Genomic DNA, 13230 nt, shown 5'->3' with positions numbered 1-13230 from the left:
GAGTAGATTATGCGCAAGCGAAGCCTAGCAACCTCTAGGCTTTCCTTTGGAAAGCCACGAACAGGAAGTCCCGTAATCCACTGTCTGATACCGCATCCCCAGATTTTACTTAATCCGTCACTAACGATATTTTAGCCAACTTCAATGCATCTTGATTTACATAATTAATCAGTGTCTTCTCGGAGGAGTAATCATCAACTGCTACAACTAATTTATTCTCTTTTACATCAATCCAATAAGCTGTTACACCTTCTATTAATTTACTTCTTACAGCGTCGTTTATACTAGCTTCAAATTTTTTAAGATCAGTATTTGAATACTTAACATATTCGTATATAAGATATTTATCACTTACTCCTAGATCCTGTATCGCTTGCTTCTGATTATCATTTAGCACCTGAATGACTATTTTTCGATTTGTATTATCTTGGTAAATCCCACCAATATCAATGTTTTTATCTTTTATTGATTTAGAAAGTTTTGATATTTGTTCCGAAAGTTCTAAATCCAGTAAAAACCTTTCTCTCTCTTTTGGTGATAATTTATTTATAAAGTCAGGTACTTTAACATAATCTTTAACCTCAATTGGAATATAGTTAATTTGTGTTTCTGAATCATCTATATTTTGAATTGAAGCATTTGCTTTTTCAATCGAACTATTAATTAATATCCCTACCAGTAAAGTAAAGACAATTGCAGCTGCGAATATTTTTTTTACTTTTGTCAACTGAACACACCTCTTCTTATTAGTAAGAGAACAAATGAAAAATTTCAGACAGAAAATAAATCAAGACCTCGCTTTACACCTATACGTTACCAATAGTGGATATGCTAATCAATAGCGTTTTTTGTATCTTTTCGTAAAATTATCACGAATCGTAAATCTGATTTTGTTGTGCAACAATGCTGAAATAACATCACCGTTTGGAAAATCCCGATTTACTTCGAAGGGTAAATTCGTAGACGTTTGAAGATATGGTTGCATTGATGATTTTACGAGGTAAGGAAACTTTTCCTGAACTACATAAAACACCCTACCGACCGTATAGGTGGTGTTGTTTCATTTAATAAAATTCACCAAAATATATCAACGGAACAATTCGCGTTGAGTTTGCCATCTTTATTTGTCATATATCGCCAAATAAATTCAAATGTTATAAAATGGTGACATCTGGAAATTGCAGCAAGCCAGTTAAACAACAGCTAAAGGGTGGTATATTAATGAAGCAATTATCTTTTATCTTAATCTTTGCACTACTTTTGACTGCTTGTACAGATGTCAAAGTATCAACAAGTGAAGGTACGGTCACTAAGGCTCAATTTGAGCAAATCAAAGACGGAATGAGTTATAAAGAAGTGGTCAAGATCATAGGTGGAGAGGGAGAATTGTTAACTGAATCAGGTTCACCAGGAGACGACCTCCACACGGTTATGTATCAATATAACGGCAAGGGATCCACAGGGGCTAATGCAAATTTTATGTTTCAGGCCAATAAACTCGTCACTAAAGCACAATCTGGACTTAAATAAATGCAACCCCCCGTTTAGCCTCATCACTGGACGGGGGGTTTCTTTTAAAACAAGAAAAGCCCGTTAGCCGAAGCCTACAGGCCACAAAAAGTTACAGATTTAACGAGAAGAACCCTGCAAAAGATTTCTTAATACATAGATTTTCTTTGATGGACACGAATGTCTGGTAATATGATTGCATAGAACATGATAATGTCATTCCGCTATCATTGAATATAGGTAATCAATCAACTCAATCTGATTTGTGTAACCGTTATCGTCAAAATATACTTGTAATACAAAAGTGTTCACTCCAACATCATAATCAGTTTCTACCCATCCCGGTGGCACTTCGCTAATAAACTCATTGCCTTTTGAATCATATAAATAATGTAGATACTCTCCATCTTCGCCTGCATACTTATCACCGTATAGCTTTTCAACGTCGCTCTTTAGAATTCCAATCTTGGCTCCGCGTGCAGTTCTGTAAACCCCTTTTGCATCTTCATCGAAAGAGAGGAGAACAACTTTGTCATCCCGAAACCCTAAACTCACCCCGAAATCATAGTCGTAACCAAATACGGATTTTGTCCCGGAGCCCAAAACTTTCTCAGCTTGTGACCGGGTATCCCCGTAACACACCTTTGATTTGTTATCGATCTTAACAATACACATATCTGACAACGAAAAGGTATTTGGCTTGAAACTCCCCCCGCTACACCCAACTGCAGCTGATATAAGTAGTACAAGTACAGTAAGTCTTAAAACAGATTTCACCAAGTCCACTCCTTGAGAATATATTCCAACTGTTAATGTTTTCGCGTTTTTTGTCGATTCTCCTGCTTTATCTGCAGTTTAATAAGAAAAAACCCAGAAGCCGAAGCCCCTGGGCGAATGATTAATTTACTTTCTTATACCCTTTAACTCTCAGCGAAACCGCTAGTGACCTCCCCAACCCGCTCCGCACAAGGAAAAACAGCATCCTAATTAAACTTAATTTTGAAATCAAACAATCCTGCTTTATGCATAGCCATGAACATGATAACAACAATAGGCCCTAAGAATACTCCGATTAGCCCAACGAGCTCGTAGCCCACGTATAAGCTGATCAAAGCGGATAAAGCGCCAATACCTACCGCATCTCCAAGTATCTTCGGCTCAACAATTCGGCGGATGATTGTAATGACAAGGAATAGCAGAATTAATCCTACTCCCGTATAGGTGTCACCAATAATAATCTGATAGATTGCCCATGGAATAAGCGCGGAGCCTACACCTAGCACTGGCAAAATATCTACGACGACAATCAATAAAGCAATAGCTAATGGATAAGCCGTCCCGAGAATAAGCAAGCCGATGAAAGATAACACATAGGTTATAACACTAAGTAAAAGCTGAGCACGTAGAAACCCAAAGACAGAATTCCTTAAGCTAATCAATACCTCTTCTACCTGACGCTTAGATTTTTCCTCAAAAAAAGACAGAAAAGAGGTTTTCATCATCGGTAGGCTTAGGGTGAACAAGTAGACAGCAACCAAGAATACGATAAAGAAAATGAAGAAGTCAGGTATGCCAGAAGCAAATCCAAACAGTATGCCAGAAATCTTCGCTGACAGCTGACTCAATGCAGCAGTAATATTTGACAGCCATTGCTCCAAATGATCGGGCACTGGTGCATCGCCATTGTTAGAATATTTCTGTGCCTGCTCGATTAACTGTCTTATGTAAACATTCGCATTTTTAAGTATGTCAGGTAATTTCTCGAAAAAGCTTCCTAGCTCACTGACAAGCTTCATTCCTATCAGCCCGAGCATCCCTAACAATATTATTGTGAACAAAGAGCTTGTGATCGTCGAAGCAGCCAATCGATTTATTCTGGTCTTATTCATTAAAAGTACCGTTAATGGCTCTAAAAAAATCGCAACCACAAGTGCTAACAGGAATGGGGAGCCTACGGTAAACAATAAATACAAAAAGGCGAGCGAACCTACCATTAGAAGCAAAGCCCGAACGGGCATAGCTTATCCCCTTCCCGCTTCCCATTCCCCTGCGACTATGACTTTTCCTTCGATTCTGAGCTAACAGCAGGAGGATCAGCAATGACGATTTTGTTCTTATATATACTCACTCGCTGAACCCGTAAGCGTTCAGTCTCTGTGATTTCGAAGACGTAACCATCATGTATGATCTTCTGCCCTTTGGAAATATTTCCTTCAAGGAGATTAAATAACCAGCCACCGATGGAGTCAACTTCTTCGTCTTCAATCTCAAGACCAAGCAGGACATTTACGTCTTCTATTAGAATACGTCCATCTACCGAAGTTAATTCCCCTTTTACTATTACATCCGGAAGCTCATCGTCGAATTCATCGTGAAGCTCTCCTACAAGCTCCTCAAGAATAGTTTCAGCTGTGAGCATACCTGCAGTACCGCCGTACTCATCGATAACTATGGCAACCTGTGACTTCTTCCGTTGCATCAGCTTTAAGATTTTACTAACTTCCATCGATTCAGGAACACTTAGAATCGGTCGAAGAAAATCCTTGAGGTCATGCTCTTCGTCCGGGTCAGCAGTCAACAAATCCGTAATATGCACGAAACCAAGTATTTGATCTTTGTCTTCTAAACCAACAGGGTAACGTGTATGCTTTGATTCATAAACCTGCTTCATATTATCTGCATATGACAAATTCGCGAATAGGCAATCCATATCCGTTCTTGGAAGCATAACCTCGCGAGCAACCCTGTCTGCAAATTCAAATACATTGTCAAACAAAGTCATCTCATCTTTGTCGATAATGCCACTTTTGGCGCTTTGACTCATGAGAATTCGTATTTCTTCTTCTGTATGTGCCGCTTCATGCTCACTGGCTGGCTCAACTCCTACAAGCTTAAGCAAACGGTTCGCTGTACCGTTAAGGAACCAGATGAACGGAAGGAATATTCGATAAAAAATAAGCAGTGGCCAAGAAAGCCAGAGAGATACACCAACTGAACGCTGAATCGCGAGAGATTTCGGTGCTAATTCTCCTAGTACGATATGCAGGAACGTAATAACACAGAATGCTACTGTAAATGCAACCGTATGAATGACTCTTTCGTCGGTTACTCCGAAGTTATGCAATATCGGATTAACGATTAAATCCGCAATGGCAGGCTCTCCAACCCACCCAAGCCCCAATGATGCCAATGTAATACCTAACTGAGTCGCTGATAAGTAAGCATCCAATCTTTTGTTAACCTTCAATGCGTATTTGGCGCGGGTATTACCTTCATTGCTTAATTGAAGTAATCTGGTTTGCCGTACTTTCACCAGTGCGAATTCCGAGGCTACAAAAAAACCATTAAGAAGCACTAAGAACAGGACAAGAACAACATTCCAAAAAATTAAATCCCATTGTAATTCCAAAATAAATCGAGCTCCTCCTTGTCTACCCCCAGCACCCTAATAACCCGATGCTTTAGAGGATTGCGCGCCTACTTGTAAAATCTGTACCACGATAGAACATGTCTGAAACTAGTAAATTCGGACCACAGCAGCTTGCAGCCGGACAATGACAGTTAACAGCCTGCTGCATAGGATGATTGCGCCATTTGTCAAAAATATGATCTAACTTATCGTCCTTAATGTTTCCAAAGGGAGGCACTGAAGCAAAGTCCGTAACATAAACGTCCCCACTAAACATATTTACATTAATCCGGTTTCGTCCATCAGGATCATTACGAACGGTAACATTAGTTTCTTCCCTCAGTCTCCTAACTAACCGCCTTTCTTTTTCATTATCGCTGCAAGAAAAAAACGGCAACGTACCGAACAGCATCCAAATATGTTCATTGCGATTGTCGAGCAGCGTCTCCACGGTTTCAAACATTTGATCCCGCGTCACAGCCGGAAGTCCAGCAGCGAAGGAGCTTGGGTACATAGGATGCACTTCATGTCGCTGACAGCCCATCTCGACAATCAACCTATGAATGTCTGTTATCTTGTTATACGTACGATAGTTGATCATGGATTCAGCAGAAACAAATAATCCACCCTGCGAGAGCTTTAATGCATTATTAATCATTCTCTCGTACATTCTGGAAGTCGTATTAATTCCAACATTCCTTCCGCTCCGAGCAAACCCCACCTGATGAAAATCCTGTGCTTCTGTATAGTTAAAGGATATGTGCATAACATCCAAAAAAGGAGCGATAAGCTCATATCTTTCGTAATCCATTGTTACATTTGAATTTAACTGCGTGCGTATGCCACGTGCACGAGCGTATTTCAATAAAGGAATTAATATATTATTGACCGTCTCCATGCTGAAGGTTGGTTCCCCACCGGTCATACTAATCGTTTCCAAATGCTCTACTTCATCCAGCCTTCTGAAAATAAGATCCATAGGGATATGGGGTGCTTCCTTCATCGTTAGGCTATCGCCTACTGCACAATGCTCACATCTCATATTGCATAGATGGGTTACCGTGAGTTCGACGCTTGTCAGCTCGTGTTGGCCGAACTGCTGCAAAGAACGGATGGGATCCCATGGGTCGTACGATGGATTTAATACTTTCCAACCTGAGGGCGGTGCGAAGGGCCCCGCTGCTGCCTGTTGGGAAATTGCCTGCATAATCAATACTCCTGTCTTTTATTACGTTCCTTTTATTGTACTGTCCGGAAGCAATAAAAACAAACTTTCGTTACTTAAAGATATATAGCAGAAACCTGCAGGGGCTGAAACCACGAGGGACTAAAATGGCTGTCCCGAAGGGCAGCCTTAAAATGGAGGAAGTTACGCGGGCATAGGATTGATTTCCTCAGTACCGATTTCAATCTTGGAGATGAGAATATTAAGCTGCTTGGACAAGTCCATATCGAATGGAGCCTTAAGCTCCACGCCATCCTCATCCGTTAATATCCTAATTACAGGGCGATGCGCACAAGTTGAATTAATGTCACTGACGACGGCGTATTGTCCCGTATTAAGTTTCACCGTTAAACCAATAGGGTAGATTGCCACTTTATCGCGGAACAGCTGCAGCATTGAGGTATCGTACAAAATATCACTCCCTGCATACAAGGCTTCTACCGCTTGGTGAGGAAGCATCGCATCCTTGTAGGTCCTTTGACTTGTCATGGCATCATAGGAATCAACGATTCCAATCCATTTGGCAAACTCATGTATTTCATTCCCTTTAATTCCTCTTGGGTACCCTGAACCATTAATTCTCTCATGATGCTGATAAGCACAATGGGCTGCCAATAATGGAATGTTAGGCTCGTCTTTAAGAAGATAATAGCCTCGTTCGGTATGCCTCTTCATCTCGTCAAATTCGTAAGCCGACAATGCGCCTGGCTTTAATAATACCTGCATTGAAATTTGAGTCTTTCCGATGTCATGGAGCATGGCACCAAGACCTAAAGTGACCAACTGATCATGATTATAGCCGCTAGCCATTCCAAGCAAGGTTGAATATACGCAAACGTTCAACGAATGCATGTATAAATAATGATCAACCGTATGCAAATTCATGAGCATAATCATTGCATCTTCACTTTGGCCTAATTCATCCATGATAAGCTGCATGACTTGACGCATATTTCGACCTATATATGGATAAGTCGTACTTTTGCTTTTGTGAGGCTGATCAGTAAAATCACGAAATGCTTGACGTATAGTATTAATTGTTCGACGCTGGGTTTCTTCACTTAGCAGCTCCGGAACGACCAATCCTTCCGTTCTAGCATCCTGAATGTAGAGAAAACTGATTCCGCATTCCCCCAATCGACGGATGAGAGAAGCAGTTAGCTCAACTCCCTCAGCCAACAACACGATTCCGTCATCGGAATATATCTTTCTGGCCAGTCTCATGCCCGGCCGACTAAGAGAAATCGGCATCATGCGCATTCCGTAATAAGCCTCCTTTCTATGCTTTTAAAAGTAAGGAAAAAAATCCTTATGTAATACATCGGTTATTCCCCTTATTCATTTTAGATACTTTTGTGACAAAATGTCTTTTTTCCACATAAACCGACATTTTTCAACATTAACCTATTTTCATCTCATTATAAACAAATAAAATAATGCTGCGATCACAAATCTATACCATGCGAAATACTTCAGCTTGAGTTTCTGCAAAGCTTTCAAGAAGACTACGACAACAAGCCATGCGACAAAGAAGGAAACGATAAATCCTGTTAATAAAAAGCCTAAATCAATTTCTCCAGAGCGGAATTGGTCAATATTGCTAAGCACCTCATACCCCGTAGCAACTGTCATAATCGGAATGGCAATAAAGAAGGAAAAATCAGCTGAAGCCCGATAGCTAACCCCACCTAGCATACCCGCCGCGATAGTCGAGCCTGATCTCGAGAAACCTGGCCATACCGCAGAAACACATTGAAGCACACCAATTAGCAAAGCCTGCTTATACGAAATATCATCCATCGTTTCCGCTGTCCTTTTGATTTTACCCGAATCATACAAAATTTCGGTAATCCACATATATATCCCGCCTACGACAAGTGCCCATAGGACAGGTGCAGTGTGAAAGCCAATTTCTTTAATATAATCTTTGAAAATGTAGGCAATGCCTAATGGAGGTACTATTCCTAGTGCAACATGAATGAGGTTAAGACGTTTCTTAGGGAATGAGTCTACAGATAGCCCACGTACGGATTCCTTTTTACCTAGACCGAACACTTGCAGTATTCTTTTACGATAGACGAGCGCAATAGCAAGAATAGCTGCAAACTGAATAACAATTTCGAATGTCTTGAGCTGCTCTGGTGTTTCCTCATAACCTAATAGCTTATTGGTCAAAATCATATGCCCGGTTGAGGATACGGGCAGAAATTCTGTTAAACCTTCGACAATCCCGAGAATAATCGAATCAAACCAATGTAGCATACATCCATTCCCTCCTAATTCTAACGTGCATTATGAGATGCGATAGATTATTTTCGTTATTTAATTCATTGAATGCTGAAGCCAACGCGGCTTCCGGCAGTTCGTAATCCACTCCTTTTGGTTAAGTGCCCGGGAAAGAATATCTCGGATGAAATCAGGGAGGAAGTAACGTGTGTCTACTCCTTCCTTAAGTCCAATGTAGCCAACTCCGAATGTGAACATATCCAGGGTTCCCACTGAATACATTTTCTTCTCGTCTAATGCTACACCGTTGACCTTAATAGCTGTAATCCGATGTAAGGGTGCTCTGGAAGGATCAACCGTAACCTCTAGACCATCCAGGCAAAGCATCCCCAATACCCGCCCTCGGAAGCCAAAGCCGCGAATTTCTAGTTGCTGAAATTCGGGTAGCAAGCTCTCTTCCAGTGCCTTAACGATTTGATAGCCCTGTAGCATCGTTACACAGGCATTAATTGGAGAGGGGCATATAGCGTGAATGGTTTCTTCGGTAACTTTACCAGCTGGCAGCCCTTCTAGTAGCTGACCTGCATTTACTAACCCAATCTCTGCTGAGGTTACTTGGCGAACGGCATAAGCAAGTAGTGTTGGCAGCACAGATTCTTGATCAGACCGGTATTCTAACGACTCGGACAAATACGCGATTTGCTTGTTCATCTTCAGACTAGCTTCCCCGCGATATCGTTCGATTAGGCTGTCTAATCCACTTTCCCGAGGGAAGTCTTCTGTAGACTTACTACCTCCAGAAATGTTTATGAGCTTGTTGTTAGCATCAAACTCAAGATTGAGATGACCAATATGACCACCAAATTTACCGGCTGCGCATATTTGGGTACTCCCTACGAGTAGTGGGACCTCAAGAAGATGATGCGTATGACCACCAAGTATAAAATCAATTCCTTCAATGGAAGTAGCCATTCGTTCGTCTTGGCGCAGACCAAGATGAGACAGAACAATTAGCACGTCCACTTCCGGCCGCAAGCGTTCAGCTTCTTTTCTCACTGTGTCGAACGGATCTGCCGCATTCCACCCTAACAGGTCATAGTATTCATTAAATGGGGCGGTAACGCCGATCAGACCTATTCGAATTCCAGACTTTACGATTTTGTATGTTGGGATCATCCAAGGGGGGCATTGACCTGATTTACTCAGAGTCATATTCGCGCACACGATCGGAATAGGCATTCCTTCGAATATTTGCTCTAATTGTCCTGGCGTATAGCTCAAGCCCTCGTTATTGCCGAGCAGCAATGCATCATAACCGATATACTCTAGTGCTGCACGATTGGCAGAAGCCTGCGTCCCTTCCGTCTCGACTCTCACTCGATCAAGAAAATCACCGCAATCAACGACTAGTAGCTGCTCAGAGTTTGTAGTCTCTCTGACTTGTTTAATAAAGCCGGCAATCCGGGATAACTCTTCAAAATGGCTATGTAAATCATTTGTATGCAAGAGAGTAAGCGTCACATTGTTTACGGACAACTATTTTCACTCCTAATCGCCGATTTGCGTCATCAGCCGCTCCTTAAGTATGTGACTAACATTTCAGGAAGAAACGTAATCAGCCGTAAAAATAAAACGATCGCTAGTGGAAATTTATCCGATTATAGTAAGCAATTAAGACACTGCCAACGCATCTTGAACGGATAAGATTGCCTGCTTTGGCACACCTATAGCATAACATTTTCACAGGCGATATGGTATGCAGGAAGAACGGATTATTTGATGTTCCACAGGAGGGAGATGAACACAAGGAAAATAACTATTTGGGCTATTTAATGGGTGGAGAAGAGTGGATGGAGCTTATTGTAAGAAGCACTACAGCTGAGGGTTTCATGGGGGGTCTGCAATTATTAGGACATGGGTTTGTCAAAACGCCTGTTTGCGAAGCCTCCTGCCGGAGGCCCGCTTATAACATGCGAAACAGTTAGCGTGACTATGATGGGACGAGCGTCCCTCACTTCACTACCGATTCCCTTCTTCTACGTGTACTTGCTTTAGAAGCTCCTGGTGCTTTGTCTGCTGCACGTCACCTGCGACTGCTGATAATGCATTCGCGCATCCGGCTGCAGCCGCGTAACGCAAGCATTCCACTGCGGACCAGTCCCGAACATACCCGTAAGCAAACCCAGCAACAAAAGCATCACCGCAACCTACCGTATTTACAGCATTAATCTTCGGAATCCGAACACGATACAGCTTCCCGCCTACACCAGCGACAGCACCCTCGCCTCCCAACGTCACAACAACGTTAGGAATTCCCTTAGCCATGAGTAACTGCACTCCATCATACAAATGCTGTTGTCCATTACCCGCCAGCAACGGGACAATCTCGTCCTCGTTAGGCTTAATAAACGAAGGCTTGGCTTCTATTCCCTGCAGCAGCGGATCTCCGCTTGCATCCAGAAATACTTCTGCCCCAGCCGACCGGGAAATTTCAATCAGGTCTGCATATAATCCCGATGATAAGCCTTTGGGAATGCTGCCTGAGAAAATAACAAGCTTGGACTCCTCTGAAAGCTGACGCAGCTTCCGTTTAAGATTGTCCAGATGCTCCTCATTGATATCGGGTCCGGGCTCAAGCACCTCAGTTGAAGAGCCATCTTGGCCGTCTAGGAAATTCAGGCAAAGCCTTGATTCGCCTAATGCTCCGACAAACTCGGAGGCGATGCCAGTCTCCTTCACCTGATCCATGATGAATTTGCCGTTATACCCGCTAGCGAAGCCTGTCGCCGCGACCTCAGGATGTCCTAACTGGTGGAGCACCCTCGCGACATTAACACCTTTACCGCCGGCCATGGACAGCACTTTATCCGCACGCATAACAGTGCCTTTCTTCAGATCAGGAACGTAATACGTTTTATCGATTGCTGCATTTAAGGTGACGGTCGTGATTTTAGTTTTCATCCTCGATAGGCCACCTTCCGTCTAAGCTTTGCCGATTGAGCCGCATAGACGCATTTTTTCAATTGCCGCTGCTTTCAAGGCTTGTTTGGCAGGTACCATATATTTACGCGGGTCATTTTCATCTGGGTTATTCGCAAAAACCGCTTTAATAGCATCTGAAAATACAATACGTAATTCAGTTGCAACGTTCATTTTAGACATCCCAAGAGAGACAGCCTTCTTTACCTGAGCCTCGGGAATTCCAGATCCCCCATGAAGCACTAAAGGAACGGATACTTTAGATGCAATACGACCAATCCGGTCGAAATCAATGTTTGGATCACCCTTGTAGATTCCGTGCGCTGTACCTATTGCTGGTGCTAGCGTATGAACACCCGTTAATTCAACGAATCTAGCACAATCGTCAGGATCTGCCAGTAAAGCATCATGCTCATCAACTACAATATCGTCTTCTACTCCACCAACTCGACCAAGCTCCGCCTCGACATTAATACCAACCGCTCTTGCAGCTTCAACTACTTTAAGAGTTGCCGCAACATTCAAGTCAAACGGATCGTGGGATGCGTCGATCATGACGGATGTGTATCCGGCTCTAATACATTGCATGATAATATTGAAATCGGAGCAATGGTCCAGATGCAGAGCAATTGGAACCGAGCTTCTATTAGCTGCAACCGTTGCTGCTGCCGCAATATAGTCTGCTCCCAAGTGCTTAACCGTTCCAACAGTAGATTGAATAATTAGTGGTGCTTGCACTTCTTCTGCTGCCTCTACTACTGCTTGTAGCATTTCAAGCGTATGAACATTAAAAGCTCCAACACAATAGCCACCGGCGCGTGCTTCTTCAAGAAGTGGAGTAGATGATACTAATGCCATGATATATTCCTCCAATATAATGTCGTTAATAGAGCACTAGCTTAATAATCGATGTCTCGCAAACAAAGCGCTTCCGATAATACCTGCATCGTCGTTATTTTCTGCAGCGACAACCTTTAAGCCCTCACGAAAATCAGGCAACAGCAGCTCATATAATTCCTTCCTAAGCGGGGCAAGAATTCTCTCTCCAGCAAGCGCCCCGCCTCCCCCGACAATAATAATCTCGGGACTGAGAACGGTAGCAGCAGCAGCTAATGCACGACCATTTAATGCTCCAGCTCGCGTTAGAATTTCCGTGGCCAATGAATCGCCTTGATCCATCGCCTTCGATAAGTCCGCAGCCGTTAACAGGTGTAGGGATTCGCTCGGATACCAATCGGCCAGCACACTTTTGCGCCCTTCCTGAATGGCCTTCCTTGCCTGTCTTACCATGCCGGATGCCGACGCTACAGTCTCAAGACAGCCATACAGGCCACATGAGCACGCTTCTTCTACACCCTCCATCCGGACATGTCCGATTTCCCCAGCCATCGCCTTATAGCCATAATGAAATTGGCCTTCGATCATAATAGCAGCCGCTATTCCCGTGCCGATTGTAATGCCAAGTATATGATCAAAGCCGCGTCCCGCGCCCGCTACCGCTTCTCCGTAAATATAAAGCCTAACGTCATTGTCAATGTAGACGGGTATGCCAAGCCGACTCTCAAGCTCTGCAGCAACTGGAACATCGTGCCACTTCAAATTACCAGCGAATCGGGAAATGCCAGCTTGTGGGTCAACAAGTCCAGGTACTCCAACACCGACACTCGACACTTCGTGCTCGCCAGCAAGCTCTTTACGAATGCTTTGTACCATTGCTGCAATTCGTCCAAGCACATCAGAATGCCCCAGATGGGCTTCTGTGGGCTGCTTCAGCTTGCGCAGCACGCTACCAGTCTCATCGACCGCACCACATACGATGTTAGTGCCTCCGAGGTCTACACCTATCGTTACGCTCATCGAACAGCCTACCTCCCTCCCGTAC

General features: G+C 43.2%; 12 protein-coding genes. 1 reads left to right on the top strand and 11 read right to left on the bottom strand.

Annotation, left to right across the window (positions count from 1 at the left end):
• Window positions 1-109 precede the first annotated feature (109 nt).
• The gene (locus KCTCHS21_RS08890) at window positions 110-727 is read right to left on the bottom strand and encodes an alpha-lytic protease prodomain-containing protein (RefSeq protein ID WP_157993991.1); all 618 of its coding nucleotides are present in this window, start codon (window positions 725-727) and stop codon (window positions 110-112) included.
• Window positions 728-1221: 494 nt separating this feature from the next.
• Between KCTCHS21_RS08890 and KCTCHS21_RS08885 the strand changes: the two genes are divergently transcribed.
• Window positions 1222-1530 carry a DUF3862 domain-containing protein gene (locus KCTCHS21_RS08885; RefSeq protein WP_130606903.1) on the top strand — a complete coding sequence of 103 codons (309 nt, stop codon included), beginning with the start codon at window positions 1222-1224 and terminating at the stop codon, window positions 1528-1530.
• A 195-nt stretch (window positions 1531-1725) separates the two neighbouring features.
• On the opposite strand, the gene KCTCHS21_RS08880 is transcribed toward KCTCHS21_RS08885, so the two are convergent.
• The 10 genes from KCTCHS21_RS08880 to KCTCHS21_RS08835 form a co-directional block, all read right to left on the bottom strand.
• Entirely contained in the window at window positions 1726-2286 is a 561-nt protein-coding gene (locus KCTCHS21_RS08880; protein ID WP_130606901.1) for a hypothetical protein, read from the bottom strand.
• A gap of 206 nt (window positions 2287-2492) precedes the next feature.
• Entirely contained in the window at window positions 2493-3503 is a 1011-nt protein-coding gene (gene ytvI / locus KCTCHS21_RS08875) for a sporulation integral membrane protein YtvI (RefSeq protein ID WP_232058223.1), read from the bottom strand.
• Window positions 3504-3562: 59 nt separating this feature from the next.
• On the bottom strand, window positions 3563-4918 hold the full coding sequence (locus KCTCHS21_RS08870) for a hemolysin family protein (RefSeq protein ID WP_408621771.1): 1356 nt from the start codon (window positions 4916-4918) through the stop codon (window positions 3563-3565).
• Window positions 4919-4970: 52 nt separating this feature from the next.
• On the bottom strand, window positions 4971-6125 hold the full coding sequence (yfkAB, locus tag KCTCHS21_RS08865; protein WP_130606894.1) for a radical SAM/CxCxxxxC motif protein YfkAB: 1155 nt from the start codon (window positions 6123-6125) through the stop codon (window positions 4971-4973).
• A gap of 162 nt (window positions 6126-6287) precedes the next feature.
• Window positions 6288-7403, bottom strand: a complete 1116-nt coding sequence (locus KCTCHS21_RS08860; protein ID WP_130606892.1) for an HD-GYP domain-containing protein — start codon at window positions 7401-7403, stop codon at window positions 6288-6290.
• A 150-nt stretch (window positions 7404-7553) separates the two neighbouring features.
• On the bottom strand, window positions 7554-8405 hold the full coding sequence (locus tag KCTCHS21_RS08855; RefSeq protein ID WP_130606890.1) for an undecaprenyl-diphosphate phosphatase: 852 nt from the start codon (window positions 8403-8405) through the stop codon (window positions 7554-7556).
• Window positions 8406-8465: 60 nt separating this feature from the next.
• A complete protein-coding gene (locus tag KCTCHS21_RS08850; protein WP_232058129.1) occupies window positions 8466-9905 on the bottom strand; it encodes a bifunctional metallophosphatase/5'-nucleotidase in 1440 nt (479 codons plus the stop codon).
• A gap of 483 nt (window positions 9906-10388) precedes the next feature.
• Complete coding sequence (locus KCTCHS21_RS08845) at window positions 10389-11330, bottom strand: 1-phosphofructokinase family hexose kinase (protein ID WP_130606888.1); 942 nt, start codon at window positions 11328-11330, stop codon at window positions 10389-10391.
• 21 nt (window positions 11331-11351) lie between these two features.
• On the bottom strand, window positions 11352-12206 hold the full coding sequence (locus tag KCTCHS21_RS08840; RefSeq protein WP_130606886.1) for a class II fructose-bisphosphate aldolase: 855 nt from the start codon (window positions 12204-12206) through the stop codon (window positions 11352-11354).
• Window positions 12207-12242: 36 nt separating this feature from the next.
• The gene (locus KCTCHS21_RS08835; protein ID WP_130606884.1) at window positions 12243-13205 is read right to left on the bottom strand and encodes an ROK family protein; all 963 of its coding nucleotides are present in this window, start codon (window positions 13203-13205) and stop codon (window positions 12243-12245) included.
• Between the last annotated feature and the right edge of the window lie 25 nt (window positions 13206-13230).

The sequence above is a fragment of the Cohnella abietis genome, from assembly GCF_004295585.1.
Taxonomy (GTDB): Bacteria; Bacillota; Bacilli; order Paenibacillales; family Paenibacillaceae; genus Cohnella; species Cohnella abietis.
Note: the sequence above shows the minus strand (reverse complement) of the source record. Positions and strands in the feature narration are given on the sequence as shown.